A 13,762-nucleotide genomic window follows, 5' to 3' on the forward strand; every position below is an offset into this window, starting at 1 on the left:
TCAGCGGGCGGGGAGGCCGAGGTGGCGGGCGATGAGCATCCGCTGGACCTCGGAGGTGCCCTCGCCGACCTCCAGGATCTTGGCGTCCCGGTAGAAGCGGCCGACCGGGTACTCGTTCATGAAGCCGTAGCCGCCGAAGATCTGCGTCGCGTCGCGGGCGTTGTCCATGGCGGCGTTGGAGGCGACCAGCTTGGCGATCGCCGCCTCCTTCTTGAACGGTTCGCCGGCGAGCATCCGCGCCGCCGCCGCGTAGTAGGCGAGCCGCGCCGTGTGCGCCCGCGTCTCCATGTCCGCGACCTTGAACTGGATCGCCTGGTACTCCCCGATCGCGCGGCCGAACGCCATGCGTTCGCGCACGTACTTCAGGCACTCGTCCACGCAGCCCTGGGCGAGACCGACCGACAGCGCGGCGATGGCGATGCGGCCCTCGTCCAGGATCCGCAGGAACTGGGCGTAGCCCCGGCCGCGCTCGCCGACGAGGTTCTCCTCCGGGACGCGGACGTCGTCGAAGGACAGCTCCCGGGTGTCGGAGGCGGACCAGCCGACCTTGGAGTACTTCTTGCCGGCGGTGAACCCCGGCGTGCCCGACGGCACGATGATCGTGGAGATCTCGCCGTCGCCGGTCAGCGCCGCCACGGTGACCGCGGCGGTGACGTCGGTGCCCGCGTTCGTGATGAACGCCTTCGACCCGTTGATCACCCAGTGCCCGTCCTCGAGGCGCGCGGTGGTGCGCATGCCGCCGGGCACGTCGGTGCCGCCGCCGGGCTCGGTCAGCCCGAACGCCGCCAGCCGCTCCCCCGAGCACAGCCGGGGCAGCCACTCGCGCTTCTGCTCCTCGGTGCCGAACCGGTGGATCGGCATCGCGCCGAGGGAGACGCCGGCCTCCAGCGTGATCGCGACGGAGGAGTCGACGCGGGCCAGCTCCTCCAGCGCGATGCACAGGGCGAAGTAGTCGCCGCCCATCCCGCCGTACTCCTCGGGGAAGGGCAGCCCGAACAGCCCCATCTTCCCCATCCGGGCGACGATCTCGTACGGGAACGCCTCGCGCTCGTAGTAGTCGCCGATGACCGGCGCCACCTCGTCCCGGGCGAACGTCTCGACGGTACGGCGCAGCGCCTCGTACTCCTCGTCGAGGGTGAATCCGATCATTGGTCGCTCCCTTGTTCTCGGGACAGGGCCTGGACGACGCGGGACGGGCTGGGGCGTCCGAGGCGTTCGGCCATCCAGAGGCTCGTCTCGGCGAGGCGGTGTACGTCGACACCGGTCTCGATGCCCAGGCCGTCGAGCATCCACACGAGGTCCTCGGTGGCCAGGTTCCCCGTCGCGCTCTTGGCGTACGGGCAGCCGCCCAGGCCGCCCGCCGAGGCGTCGACAATGGTGACGCCGCAGCGGAGCGCGGCCAGGGTGTTGGCGAGCGCCTGCCCGTAGGTGTCGTGGAAGTGCACGGCGAGCCGCCCGGCGTCCACGCCGGACTCCAGCAGCGCGCCGATGAGGGCGGTGACGTGCCCTGGAGTGGCCACGCCGATCGTGTCGCCCAGGGACAGCTCCGTGCAGCCGAGGTCGAGGAGGCGGGTGGCGACCGAGACGACCTGCTCGATCGGCACGTCGCCCTCCCACGGGTCGCCGAAGCACATCGAGACGTACGCGCGCACGTCCAGGCCGCCCGCGCGGGCCCGCTCGACGACGGGCGCGAACATCTCCACCGACTCGTCGACCGTCCGGTTGAGGTTGCGCCGGGCGAACGTCTCGGTCGCGCTGCCGAAGATCGCGATCTCGGTGACGCCCGCGTCGAGGGCCCGGTCGAGGCCGCGCTCGTTGGGGACCAGCACCGGGTAGCGGACGCCCGCCGCGCGCTCCAGCCCGCCGAGCAGTTCGGCGGCGTCGGCGAGCTGCGGCACCCACTTCGGGTGCACGAAGCTCGTCGCCTCGATCACCCGCAGCCCGGCGCCGGCGAGGCGGGTGATGAACTCCCGCTTCACCTCGACCGGGACGACCGCCGATTCGTTCTGCAGGCCGTCGCGGGCTCCGACCTCGTAGACCGTGACCTTGGCGGGCAGCCCGTCGAGTGGCACGCGCATCGTTCAGTCTCCCTTCGGGGTGACGACGGCGAGGACCTCGTCCAGGGCGACCTGCGCGCCGGGCTGGACGGTCAGCTCGCCTACCACGCCGTCGACCGGCGCGGTGACGGTGTGCTCCATCTTCATCGCCTCGACGATCACCAGCGGCTGGCCGGCGACGACCTCGTCCCCGTCGGCCGCCTTGACGGCCGCGACCGTGCCCGGCATGGGGCTGCGCACGGCGCCGGCCGCGGCGGTGGTCTCGGCGGTCCGCGCGGCGAGCGGCTCGGTCTCCTTCAGCGACCAGACCCGCCCGTCCCGGCCGAGCCAGCACACGTCTCCGTCGCGGACGCACGTGAAGCGCGTACGGTCCCCGGCGTGGTCGACCAGCAGGTGCGCGCCGTCGCGGCGGGCCGCGACCCGTACCGGATCGCCGCCGTCGACCGAGACCTGCGCGTCGGCGGCGCGGCCGCGGATCCGCACCTCGCGGCCGGCGATCCGCCAGGTCGTCCAGGCGGGCTCGCCGAGCCGCCAGCCGTCCAGGACGTCCCACGGGCCGGGGGCGGGCACCTCCAGCGCGAGCATCCGCTCCAGCGCGGCCGCGGCCAGGACGTCCCCGGGGATCTCGCCGTCCGCCGGGTCGGCGGGGCGGCGCTCCACCAGGCCGGTGTCGAGCCGGCCCGCGGCCACGTCCGGATCGGCCAGCAGCGAGCGCAGGAACGCGATGTTCGTCCCGACGCCCAGCAGCGTGTACGAGGCCAGTGCCCGGTCGAGCCGGCGCAGCGCGCTCGCGCGGTCCGGCCCCCGGGCGATCACCTTGGCGAGCATCGGGTCGTACGAGCCGCCGACGACCGCGCCCTCGTCCAACCCGGAGTCGACCCGCACGTCGAGACCGTACGGCTCGTCGAGCAGCAGCACCCGGCCGCCGGTGGGCAGGAAGCCACGCGCGGGGTCCTCGGCGTACACCCGCGCCTCGACCGCGTGCCCGTCGAACGCCACGGCGTCCTGCCCGAATGGCAGCGGCTCGCCCGCCGCGACCCGCAACTGCAGTTCCACCAGGTCCAGGCCCGGCCGGCCGTCGATCGCGACCGCGCCCTCGGTCACCGGGTGCTCGACCTGCAGCCGGGTGTTCATCTCCATGAAGAAGTACTCGTCGGGGCGGTCGGCGGAGACGATGTACTCGACCGTGCCCGCGCCGACGTAGCCGACGGAGCGGGCGGCGGCGACGGCGCTGGCGCCCATCGCGGCCCGGATCCGCTCGCCGTCCGGGCCGGCGAGCAGCGGGGACGGCGCCTCCTCGACGATCTTCTGGTGGCGGCGCTGGAGGCTGCACTCGCGCTCGCCGAGGTGGACGGCGTTCCCGTGCGCGTCGGCGAACACCTGGATCTCGATGTGCCGGGGCTGGTCGATGTAACGCTCGACGAGGAGCGTGTCGTCGCCGAACGCCCCGCGCGCCTCCCGCCGGGCCGCCGCGATCGCGTCCCGCAGCGCGGCCGGGTCCTCGACCCGGCGCATGCCCTTGCCGCCGCCGCCAGCCGACGGTTTGAGCAGCACCGCCGCGCCGGAGTTCAACCCGACCTCCATCGCGGCCTCGGCCAGTTCCTCGTCGGTCAGCCCGGCCTCGTCGCGGCCCGGGACGACGGGGACCCCGGCGGCGGCGACCGTGCGCTTGGCCCGGATCTTGTCGCCCATCGCGGTGATCGCGTCCGGCGGCGGGCCGACGAAGACGATCCCGTGGTCGGAGCACGCGCGGGCGAGGTCGGGGTTCTCGGCCAAGAACCCGTAGCCGGGGTGAACGGCCTCGGCGCCCGTCCGCACGGCCGCCCCGACGACCTCCTCGACGTCGAGGTAGCTGCTCACACGTACGGCGGCGTCGGCCTCCCGTACGTGCCGGGCGTCCGCGTCCGCGTCGGTGTAGGTCACCACGGACCGGACGTCGAGCCGCCGCAGCGTACGGATGATCCGGCAGGCGATCTCGCCGCGGTTGGCGATCAGGACGGAGTTGAACATGGTCACATCCGGAAGATGCCGTAGCCGACGGGTTCGAGTGGAGCGTTCGCGCAGGCGGCGAGGGCCAGGCCGAGCACCCGGCGGGTGTCGAGGGGGTCGATCACACCGTCGTCCCAGAGGCGCGCCGTCGAGTAGTACGGGCTGCCCTGCCGCTCGTACTGTTCCCGGATCGGCTTCTTGAACTCCTCTTCCTCCGCGGCCGGCCACTCATCGCCGAGCTGGTCGCGGCGCACGGTGGCCAGCACCGACGCGGCCTGCTCGCCGCCCATCACGGAGATCCGGGCGTTCGGCCACATCCACAGGAAGCGCGGCGAGTAGGCCCGGCCGCACATCGCGTAGTTGCCCGCGCCGAACGACCCGCCGATGATCACGGTGAGCTTCGGCACCCGCGCGCACGCGACGGCGGTGACCATCTTGGCCCCGTGCTTGGCGATGCCCCCGGCCTCGTACTCCCGGCCGACCATGAAGCCGGTGATGTTCTGCAGGAACACCAGCGGGATCGAGCGCCGGTCGCACAGCTCGATGAAGTGCGCGCCCTTCAGCGCCGACTCACTGAACAGGATGCCGTTGTTGGCCACGATCCCGACGGGCTGCCCGTGGATGTGCGCGAACCCGGTGACGAGCGTCGTCCCGTACCGCTCCTTGAACTCGTGGAACCGGCTGCCGTCGACGATCCGCGCGATGACCTCGCGCACGTCGTACGGCGTCCGGGAGTCGGGCGGGACGATGCCGCGCAGCTCCCCGGGGTCGAAGGCGGGCTCCTCGGCCGGGATCGTCGGCCACGGCGCGGGGCCCGGCGGCTCCAGCGTCGAGACGATCGACCGGACGATGCGCAGCGCGTGCGCGTCGTCGTCGGCGAGGTGGTCGACGACGCCCGAGACGCGCGAGTGCACGTCTCCGCCGCCCAGGTCCTCGGCGCTGACGACCTCCCCGGTCGCGGCCTTCACCAGCGGTGGGCCGCCGAGGAAGATCGTGCCCTGCTCTCGGACGATGACGGTCTCGTCGCTCATCGCCGGGACGTACGCGCCGCCGGCCGTGCACGACCCGAGCACCGCGGCGATCTGCGGGATGCCCTGCTGGGACATCGTCGCCTGGTTGTAGAAGATCCGGCCGAAGTGCTCCCGGTCGGGGAAGACCTCGTCCTGTTTGGGCAGGAACGCTCCCCCGGAGTCGACGAGGTAGACGCACGGCAGCCGGTTGTGCAGCGCGACCTCCTGGCCGCGCAGGTGCTTCTTCACCGTCATCGGGTAGTACGTGCCGCCCTTGACGGTCGCGTCGTTGGCGATGATCACGCACTCGCGCCCCGACACCCGCCCGACGCCGGCGATGACGCCCGCGGCCGGGGCCTCGTCGTCGTACATGCCCGTGGCCGCCAGCGGGGACAGCTCCAGGAAGGGCGAACCCGGATCGAGCAGCGCGTCCACCCGGTCCCGTGGGAGCAGCTTGCCCCGCGCGACATGCCGCTTGCGGGCGCGCTCGGAGCCGCCCTGGGCCGCGCGGGCCAGGCGCTCGCGCAGCTCGGTGGCGAGCGCGAGGTTCTCCTCGGCGTTGCGCTCGAACGCCGCACCGCGCACGTCGACGCGGCTCACCAGCCGCGGAGCTTCCGACACAGGCCCTCCTGTTAACGATCGTTAACAAGTCCGATGTTAATCAACGTTAACAGGCGTCGTCTAGACTCGTGGCATGGCAGAGGTCAGCGCTCCCCCGACCCGCCGACTGGAGATACTTTCCGCGGCGGCGGAGCTGTTCGCCCGGCGCGGCTACCACGGCGTGTCCATCGGCGACCTCGGCCGCGCGGTCGGCCTCACCGGCCCGGCGCTGTACCGGCACTTCCGCGGCAAGGAGGCCCTCCTCGTCGAGATGCTCGTCGACATCAGCGAGCGCCTGCTGACCGAGGGCCGCCGACGCGTCGCCGCCGCCGACACCCCAGACGTGGCCCTGGACGCCCTGCTTCGCTGGCACATCGACTTCGCCCTGGACAACCCGGCCCTGATCACCGTCCACGTCCGCGAACTGGGCAACGTGCCGCAGCCGGAACGCCGCGAGATCCGCCGCCTGCAACGCGCCTACGCCGAGGAATGGGTCCGAGTGCTCCTCCTGATGCACCCGACCGCCGCCGAGGACCGCGCCCGCGCCGCCGCCCACGCGATGTTCGGCCTCCTCAACTCCACCCCGCACAGCACCGGCGAGCTGAACCGCGACACGATGGCCGCCCTCCTCCACGCCATGGCCACCGACGCCCTTACTGGCGCCTTCCGCGCCTAGGCGGTCTCCTCCTCAACGACAACGACCTCGACACACTGTTCACCGTTAGATCCACTCCATGACGACTTTCGCCAGCTCAAACCCGCCATTCTTCAGCCACCGCCTTTATCAACGCGAGCGAAGCCTCTGGCGACAACGCCAGTTCTCGAATATCCTCCCAGATTCGTCCGATCTGGGCCACCTGGTCAGGTCGCTCGATGACCTGCCCTCTAAGGGCGGTGTCCAAGTTTGCGAGTTCCATCCCGTCCAGCTTCGCGATCATGAACGGGCAACCGGCGTAGTACTCGGTACCGGCGGGCACTACCTTGACGACGATGTTCCATCGCTGCGCCATAGCATGAAGATGCACTAATTGCTCACAAAGCACCTCCTTACCGCCGACCGGGCGCCGAAGTACGTACTCGTCAATAATGAAAATACACATCGGCGGGTTCTCATCGTTCAATATCGCCTGCCTCTCAATCCTACGGCGCACGATTTCGTCGACATCGATCCCTGAGTGCCGATTGTGCTGGATGACAGCGCGGGCGTAGTCCGGCGTCTGGAGCAGTCCAGGGATCACAGCGAACTCATAGTTCTGGATCATGTTGGCGTGCGCCTCGGCAGACAACCATCTGTCGGTCCACACCGTAGGGATCTCGCGCGCCACCCACTTCTCGAAGTAACGGGCGAGGTAGCCATTGGTCCGCAGTGCCTCGTCACAGCGGTTCACGTCGTCGAGGTGAGGGGTGCGGCGGCCGTTCATCCACTGGCTGACGGTCGAGGGGGCGACGTGCAGGATCTCGGCGAATTGCTTGCCGGTCAGACCGGCCGCCTCGCAGGCGTAGGCCAGCTCTCTACCCCACGCGTCGAGCGCTGTCTCTCGTTTCGGTGCCATCGGGGGTTCACATCCTCGTGTGAATGGCTTTCGGGACTTCACGCGCAAGCGACGGTGGGTTCGCACTTCTCAGCCTATCCCCTTGCGGCCACGCTGTGTAGCACCATCCTCACGCTAGGAGATCAGCCAATGAGGCCGTACACGAGTGAAGAGATAAGCGCTTTCGCGAAGTGGCTCACGCAGGCCTGCCAGGAGGTCGGTCTGACCGCGGAGCAGTACGGGGCAAAGGTCCGAATCATCGCGCAAAGCCACTTCCTCACCGAAGAAGTGGAATGCCGCCCCGACGGCGACGGAAACCTCCGGTGGTGGTGGTCCTGGGGTAAGCCGATCGCCGCCAGGAACGACTCGGCGCGCGTTCTCACCCCGGACGAGGTCGACGACCTCGTCGACGTCATCCGCCAGGTCGTCACGCTCCCGATCCGGCGGCGGCCGTGACGGAGGCACCGGAGATCACCGACCCCATCGCGCGGGCGACGCTCGAGTCGGTCCGGGCGTTGAACGCCGCGATCGACCGGCTCGGGCTGCCCGCCGTGACGGCGGCGTGCGAGCTTACGCAACTCGACCGCCTCGTCCGCAAATATCCGGAGGCCGCCCGTAAAAGCCTTCAGATGTACGAGCGTTAGAAGCGTTCCGAACGCGAAGGCAGGACAGCTTCCGGATTGAGGCCGCGGTCGAGGCGGGTTCGTTGGTGGAACCAGCGGGCCTGGGAATTGGTGGCGTCGTCGTCGGATCTGCAAGCGCAGGGAGTTGCCCGCGCTCCTCTCTCCCGCCGCACGGCCCAGGTCGATCCCGGGAGTACTCCCGAGATCGACGTCAGGGCGTTTCGGCCGTCACCGGCTACGCGTCGCGGATCGACGTTCGTAGTCCGGCAGCGGGTCGGCCGTCTTGCGCCGGGTGATGCGTTCCATTCCCGCGAGGGAATCCAGAATCCGGGACCGTGCGACCGTGTTCCTCATCCGGGTGCCTATGGCGCTCTTGGGGACCATGAGGCGCAGGTTCGGGCCGACCTGTTGCATTCGCCGGACCGCGTCCCGGAAGCCCTCCTCGTACCGTTGGAAGGCGAAGTGATGGTCACCGTCCGCCGCGGCGAGCTCCCCTGCCAACCGGTAAGCGCCGATCATGCTCAGCCGAGCGCCACATCCCGACACCGGGGAGGCACAGTAGGCGGCGTCCCCGACCAGCGCGACGCGGCCTGCCGACCATGACGGCATCCGGATCTGCGCAAGGGAGTCGAAGTACGGGTCGGGGTCGGCCATCGCGCCGGCGAGCAGCTCGGGCACCCGCCAGGACATGTCCGCGAACGCCTCGTGCAGCAGGCGTTTGTGCTGGTCGATGTCTCGGTAGTCGTAGTCGAGCGGCTCGGGCCGGTGGAAGATGAAGTTGGCCTTGGCGCCCGTGTGGTTGCCTGATCGGTAGACCCCCGCCATCCGCCCCGGCTCGTTGTAGGCGGTGACCCAGCGGTTCTCGCCCAGGGCCGGATCGGTTTCGGCGAAGGCAACGTAGTGCTCCATGTACTTCAGGAATCGCGACTCGGGGCCGAACGCCAGCCGGCGGACGGTGGAATGGATGCCGTCGGCGCCGATGACGAGGTCGAACCGCCGGCTCTGACCGCGTTCGAACGTGACCCGTACGCCGTCGGCGTCCTGCTCCAGTGTCTGGATGGAGTCACCGAAGATGTACTCGACGTCGTCTTCGGTCGCCTGGTTCAGGATCGCCGCCAGGTCTCCGCGCATGATCTCGACTTCGTCGCCGGTGCCCCGCACGTCCATCCGGGCCAGGCTCCGGCCCGTGGCGTCCAGGAAGGCCATGCCCACCACGTCGGCTCCCACGGCCCGGATCTGCGGCAGGATCCCCATCCGCTCGGCCACCTCGATGGCCTGGTCGCGCACGTCGACGCCGTTGCCGCCGGCGCGCAACCGGGGCGCGCGTTCGATCACGGTGGGCTGGAAGCCGTACCTGGCCAGCCAGAACGCGAGAGTCGGACCTGCGATGCTGGCACCTGAGATCAGAATTCGCTCGTTCATCGCACACTCACGATCATCCGGCGGGGAGCGTCCACGGCACGGAGACGCCGCGCGATCGACTCGATGGCGTCCCAGCCGGCGCGCTCGCCGTCCAGGAGTGTGAGCCGGCCGTCCGCGACGAGGTCGAACAGGTAGGCGAGATCGAGCCCGAAGCGGTCTCCGGCGAAGAAGCTCTCGATGGCGCGCCGTGGCCCGACCAGCTGGTAGGGCGCGAACGTCGTCGGCTCTCCCGAACTTGCTCCGACCTGCTGGATGACGCCGCCCTCGGCGAGCAGGTCGAACGCCTCGGCCAGCAGCGGCCCGCCGACCGAGTCGATGACCCCGTGCACCGGCGAGGAGACCTCGGAGAGTGTGGTCACGACCTCGGTGGCACCCAGGCCACGCAGCCGCTCATGATCGCGGAGGTCGCGCGCGGATGCGATCACGTCCGCGCCGGCAAGGCGGCCCAGCTGGACGGCGAAGTGCCCGACCGCGCCGCCCGCCCCGGTGACCAGCACGCGGCGGCCGGTGAGAGCGCCCAGCCGCCGGATGGCGCGCAGCGCGCTCACTCCGGGCGTCAGCAGGGCACTGGCCTGGCCCGGGTCGACGCCCTCGGGCACCACGGCCAGCTCGCCGGTCGGCACGGCGCGCAGCCGGGCCCACGCGGCGCCGATGTGAAGTGTGGCCACTCGGGCCCCGGCCTCAGGGCCCGAGCCGTCGGCGGCGGGGCGCACCACCGTGCCGACCGCGTCGAATCCGGGCACGCTTCCGGCCGGCAGCGTGGCGGCGTGGTCGAGGGCGCGGGCCACGACCGGGAACAGTTCGACCTCGACCAGGACCTCGTCCGGCTTCGGCTGGGGATCGGGGGCATCACCGAGGGACACGCCCGCCGGGGCATGCGGAGAGGCGAGTAGCGCTTGCACGGGTCCTCCTGGATCCGTAAACTAACTGAAATAAGCGTTCCACTTGAAGATATGGAAAGGCTATTCCAGTTGTCAAACTCTTCCGTGGCAGGCGACCAACCCCGGCGGGCGGACGCCGTGCGCAACCGGCGGCTCGCCCTGGATGCCACCAAGACGCTGCTCGCCCAGCGGGAGGCCACGATCACGGTGGAGGCCATCGCCCGTCAGGCCGGCCTGGGGGCCGCCACCGTTGTACGGGCGTTCGGCAACAAGGAGGCGCTCGTCGACGCCGCCGTGGCCGACCTCCTCGATCCGTTCATCCAGCGGGCCAGGGACACACTGTCCGAACCCGACCCCGAGCAGGCTCTGCGCGCCCTCCTGCTCGACCTGATCGAGTTCCAGTCCGCACACTGGATCATTGGCGAGCAGCTCAGAGGGCTCACGGTCCCCTTGACCACCGCCCGCCGGGCCGTCCTGCGCCAAACCCTGGACGACCTGGTCGCCTGGGCCCGGGAGAACGGCGTGGTGAGGGACGACATCGACGCCACCGTCGTCGCCATGCTGCTCGGCGAGGTGAGCTACGCGATCGCGCGGTCGGACGAGGCGTCGCCCCGGCTCACCGAGAGCTTCATCACGGTCATCATGGACGGCCTGCGCCCCCATCAGTGATCTTCCACGCGGAACGCCACGCCCACTCGTCTGAAGAAGCGACGCGAGTTCGGGGCCCTGAACTCGTCCACACGCCCGCGCGGGCGGGCGGGCGACGCTGGAGTCGGCGCGGGCGTTCACCGCCGCCTTCGACCCGCGCGGCAAGCCCGCCATGACCGCTGCGTGGGAGCTCACGCGACTCGACCGGCTCGTCCCGAGGTATCCGGAAGCCACCCGGATGAACCTTCGGCTCCTCGAGCAGAAGAAGCGGTCACACGTCGAAGGCCCCCTCATCCAGTGTGAAACACGCGGGGGCCTGGTTCCTCAGTCGTGAATCGTTGTGTGCCCGGGTCTTGGGGGCTGTCTGCCGCTGGCGGAAACTCAGGTGGCCTCAACGCATCATCCGGACAGAGTCGGGCGGTGCCCGAGCTGACGCGGCTGCATGCCCACCATGCCCCGGCGGTCCTGGCCTTCGAGGTGGCGAACCGGCGTGTGGGCCGGCGCCGTACTCGTCGATCTCGGTCACGGGTGGTCGTTTTCCTCGCCGAAGCCATGCAGGTAGTCCTCGAAGGTGAGGCCTCGGTCTTTTCGGCGCGACCACAATATTGCGGCCACCAACGCGAAGGGGACCAATGGGAGTTTGAGCGCCTGGCGGCCCAGCCCGCGAACCATCGGACGCAGTTCCTTGAGCGTCTGCCAGGGGTGCGCCAAGGCCACGACGGTCATGAGGAAGGCCGCGCCCCCGCGGCTGATCCCCGCGAAGTCGTCGGGGCCGTCGTGTCGTTCCTTGTCCTTGCTCACAGTGCGGAACTGAAGGTGAAGGGCAGGAGCTTGCTGCTGCGGGCCATGGAATCCTCCCAAGTCAGCATGGATACCTGAAGATCAGGATCGCGGTCGGAGCCGCGATTGTGAGCGTACGTCAGGGACGACTGCGTGTGGGCGTTGTGGGCGGAGACGTTGTCCAGGATCACGTGGACGGGGGCGCGCCGGCCGTCGTTCGCTCTTCTCGTCTCTGTCGGGCAAGCGCCGAACGTCACCCTCAGTGTGGTCGCGCCGGCACAATCGCGGCCGTCGTGCCGCGTGACGCAGCAAGCCGAAATGGTGAGCGGCCCGCGCTGTGGGTGTAACTTCCATGTGTGCCGACGTTGACATTCCCTGTCCCCCCGCTCGCCGATGGCATCATTGAATTGCGCCCTTGGCGTCGATCCGACGCGCCGCAGCGGTTCGCCGGCTTCTCCGATCCGCTGTGCCTGCGCTTCTCTTGGCCGCTCGTCGAGCCATTCACCCAAGCGCATGTGCTCCGGTGCTTCGACGAGCAGGAGGACGCGCGGCTTCGCGGCCAGGAACTCAACCTCGCCATAGTCGACGCAGCCGATCCCGATCACGTTTGGGGCAAGGCTTCGTTGTACGACGTCGACCTGGACGAGGCGCGTGCGGCGGTCGCCTGCTGGCTCGCGCCGCATGCGCGCGGACGCGGCGTCGCCACGCGGACACTGCGCCTGCTGGCGCAATGGGCTTTCGACAGCCTCGCCATCGCCCGCCTAGAACTGACATGCGCCCCTGACAACGTCGCGTCCCAAAGTGTCGCCGAACGCTGCGGGTTCGTACGCGAGGGGGTGTTGCGCTCGCACATTCGATTCAAGGGCGAACGGCGCGACACCGTGGTATTCAGCTTGCTGCCCGGCGAACTGCGATAGCCCGGTCACGATCCGGTCACCGTACGCCGGCGAAGCTCCGCGTCACGATCCGTCTCGGCGAGCGGCGCTCCCAGACTGCCGCAGCACGGCATTTCGACGGACGATCCTTGCCTTGTCCTCGTCTGAGCCATAGCGGCGGTCGAGGACACGGGTGACGCGTGCCCAGTCGTCGAGAGTCTTGATCGAACTCTTCTGCTCGAGCACGAACGGGTCGTTCCGCCATGCGATCGCTCGGTCCCACAGCACATCAAGGGGCTCGTCGAGGATGTTGCCGACCTTCGCCTCGTAGATGGCGAACGCCCGCAACGCGCCATCCGGCTCGATCTGTGCGATCGACTCGCCTTCGATGCTGTCCGGTGAAGTCGGTAGGAAGGTTCGCACGTCCGTGACCTCGACCGACACGCCGTTTCTGGCGCGCGACATGAGTTCGAGCTCGGAATCGACCAGCGCGTCCAACTCTTCGTCGTTGAGCAGCTCGCTCCTCACGAATTGAGTTTCTTGGGCGAGCCCTACCGGCATTGCCGCGCCGATTCGGACGTAGTCGAGCTCCGCGAAACGAGATGTTACCTTTTCTACGAAATCGTCAATGTTCCGCTTACCGGTCCGTGTGACCGTGTAATCAACGCCGAGCTGATAGCAGGTCTCGCTTCCTGCCATGCGTTGTCGTTTGACTCGGATGAGTCGATCGAGAGCGGCCATGGCGCGGTCGAAGGAGCCGATGCGGCCACGAATGGCATCGTGCGTTTCTTTGTCCGGACCGTCGACGCTCACTGTCACTGTGGTCACGGACGTAGTGAGTTTGTCGGCCATCTCCTCGTCCATCAGCCATCCGCTGATGAAGATGGTCACCGGAATGCCGGCAGAATTAAGGAGACGTGCGGCCTCGTCCCACCAGGGTACGAGCAGTGGCTCGCCGCCGGCAAAGGACACGCGCTCCGGGCCGGCCGCAATGATGGTATCAACGACACGCAGCATGCTTTCGCGATCGAGTGTTCGAGCTGGGCGACGTCCCGACTCGGAATAGCAGTGTATGCAGCGGAGTGGACACGCGTAGGTCAGGTCCCAGATGAACCGTCTGATCGGTATGGCCAATTGCGGTCCGGACGAGTCCAGTAGTTCCATGGCCTCTCGCACAGGTTCTCGATGTTAGCTTCGGTAGCCGAGGGCTCTTATCGCTGGTCAGAGTGTCAAGAGGTAAGTCAGAACGGTTTGGCGAGAGTTCAATCTAGCTGAGCTTCCGACGATACTCAAGTCGTAAATGTCATGCGCGGAGAGGCTTGACTGCAGGCGAAGCCGGTGGATG

At 69.1% G+C, this 13,762-nt stretch carries 15 protein-coding genes; 5 read left to right on the forward strand and 10 right to left on the reverse strand.

Annotated features, from left to right (window positions below):
- Genes ABD978_RS31820 through ABD978_RS31835 form a run of 4 tightly spaced genes read right to left on the reverse strand, consistent with a single transcriptional unit; the run spans position 1 to position 5,677 of the window.
- Positions 1 to 1,149, reverse strand: coding sequence for an acyl-CoA dehydrogenase family protein (locus ABD978_RS31820; protein WP_345363067.1), 1,149 nt, complete (start codon positions 1,147 to 1,149; stop codon positions 1 to 3).
- The gene (locus tag ABD978_RS31825) at positions 1,146 to 2,078 is read right to left on the reverse strand and encodes a hydroxymethylglutaryl-CoA lyase (RefSeq protein ID WP_345363069.1); all 933 of its coding nucleotides are present in this window, start codon (positions 2,076 to 2,078) and stop codon (positions 1,146 to 1,148) included. Before ABD978_RS31825 ends, ABD978_RS31820 begins: the two co-directional genes overlap by 4 nt.
- Before the next feature lie 3 nt (positions 2,079 to 2,081).
- Positions 2,082 to 4,067 (reverse strand): acetyl/propionyl/methylcrotonyl-CoA carboxylase subunit alpha, encoded by a 1,986-nt coding sequence (locus ABD978_RS31830; protein WP_345363705.1) that lies wholly within the window; start codon positions 4,065 to 4,067, stop codon positions 2,082 to 2,084.
- A 2-nt stretch (positions 4,068 to 4,069) separates the two neighbouring features.
- Positions 4,070 to 5,677: a carboxyl transferase domain-containing protein gene (locus ABD978_RS31835; protein ID WP_425550787.1), complete on the reverse strand. Its 1,608-nt coding sequence runs from the start codon at positions 5,675 to 5,677 to the stop codon at positions 4,070 to 4,072.
- Positions 5,678 to 5,750: 73 nt separating this feature from the next.
- Between ABD978_RS31835 and ABD978_RS31840 the strand changes: the two genes are divergently transcribed.
- On the forward strand, positions 5,751 to 6,332 hold the full coding sequence (locus ABD978_RS31840; RefSeq protein ID WP_345363071.1) for an SACE_7040 family transcriptional regulator: 582 nt from the start codon (positions 5,751 to 5,753) through the stop codon (positions 6,330 to 6,332).
- On the opposite strand, the gene ABD978_RS44045 is transcribed toward ABD978_RS31840, so the two are convergent.
- On the reverse strand, positions 6,329 to 6,421 hold the full coding sequence (locus tag ABD978_RS44045) for a DUF397 domain-containing protein (protein ID WP_425550788.1): 93 nt from the start codon (positions 6,419 to 6,421) through the stop codon (positions 6,329 to 6,331). The genes ABD978_RS31840 and ABD978_RS44045 overlap by 4 nt on opposite strands.
- Positions 6,409 to 7,209, reverse strand: a complete 801-nt coding sequence (locus ABD978_RS31845; protein ID WP_345363073.1) for a helix-turn-helix domain-containing protein — start codon at positions 7,207 to 7,209, stop codon at positions 6,409 to 6,411. The genes ABD978_RS44045 and ABD978_RS31845 overlap by 13 nt, the downstream gene beginning before the upstream one ends.
- A 129-nt stretch (positions 7,210 to 7,338) precedes the next feature.
- Here ABD978_RS31845 and ABD978_RS31850 point away from each other — a divergent pair, with 129 nt between their 5' ends.
- Positions 7,339 to 7,644 (forward strand): hypothetical protein, encoded by a 306-nt coding sequence (locus ABD978_RS31850; protein WP_345363075.1) that lies wholly within the window; start codon positions 7,339 to 7,341, stop codon positions 7,642 to 7,644.
- The gene (locus ABD978_RS31855; protein WP_345363077.1) at positions 7,641 to 7,832 is read left to right on the forward strand and encodes a hypothetical protein; all 192 of its coding nucleotides are present in this window, start codon (positions 7,641 to 7,643) and stop codon (positions 7,830 to 7,832) included. The genes ABD978_RS31850 and ABD978_RS31855 overlap by 4 nt, the downstream gene beginning before the upstream one ends.
- 207 nt (positions 7,833 to 8,039) lie before the next feature.
- Here ABD978_RS31855 and ABD978_RS31860 read toward each other — a convergent pair whose 3' ends face one another.
- Both ABD978_RS31860 and ABD978_RS31865 read right to left on the reverse strand, forming a co-directional pair.
- Positions 8,040 to 9,233 (reverse strand): FAD-dependent monooxygenase, encoded by a 1,194-nt coding sequence (locus tag ABD978_RS31860; RefSeq protein WP_345363079.1) that lies wholly within the window; start codon positions 9,231 to 9,233, stop codon positions 8,040 to 8,042.
- Positions 9,230 to 10,135: a zinc-binding dehydrogenase gene (locus ABD978_RS31865; protein ID WP_345363081.1), complete on the reverse strand. Its 906-nt coding sequence runs from the start codon at positions 10,133 to 10,135 to the stop codon at positions 9,230 to 9,232. Before ABD978_RS31865 ends, ABD978_RS31860 begins: the two co-directional genes overlap by 4 nt.
- Before the next feature lie 84 nt (positions 10,136 to 10,219).
- Here ABD978_RS31865 and ABD978_RS31870 point away from each other — a divergent pair, with 84 nt between their 5' ends.
- Entirely contained in the window at positions 10,220 to 10,783 is a 564-nt protein-coding gene (locus ABD978_RS31870) for a TetR/AcrR family transcriptional regulator (RefSeq protein WP_345363083.1), read from the forward strand.
- 501 nt (positions 10,784 to 11,284) lie between these two features.
- Here the strand turns inward: ABD978_RS31870 and ABD978_RS31875 are convergent.
- Entirely contained in the window at positions 11,285 to 11,563 is a 279-nt protein-coding gene (locus ABD978_RS31875; RefSeq protein ID WP_345363085.1) for a hypothetical protein, read from the reverse strand.
- 335 nt (positions 11,564 to 11,898) lie between these two features.
- On the opposite strand from ABD978_RS31875, the gene ABD978_RS31880 reads away from it, so the two are divergent.
- Positions 11,899 to 12,459 carry a GNAT family N-acetyltransferase gene (locus tag ABD978_RS31880; protein ID WP_345363087.1) on the forward strand — a complete coding sequence of 187 codons (561 nt, stop codon included), beginning with the start codon at positions 11,899 to 11,901 and terminating at the stop codon, positions 12,457 to 12,459.
- Between the two features lie 42 nt (positions 12,460 to 12,501).
- On the opposite strand, the gene ABD978_RS31885 is transcribed toward ABD978_RS31880, so the two are convergent.
- Positions 12,502 to 13,581, reverse strand: coding sequence for a radical SAM protein (locus ABD978_RS31885; RefSeq protein WP_345363089.1), 1,080 nt, complete (start codon positions 13,579 to 13,581; stop codon positions 12,502 to 12,504).
- Positions 13,582 to 13,762 lie beyond the last annotated feature (181 nt).

The sequence above is a fragment of the Actinoallomurus liliacearum genome (assembly GCF_039542035.1).
In the GTDB taxonomy this organism is placed as follows: Bacteria; Actinomycetota; Actinomycetes; order Streptosporangiales; family Streptosporangiaceae; genus Actinoallomurus; species Actinoallomurus liliacearum.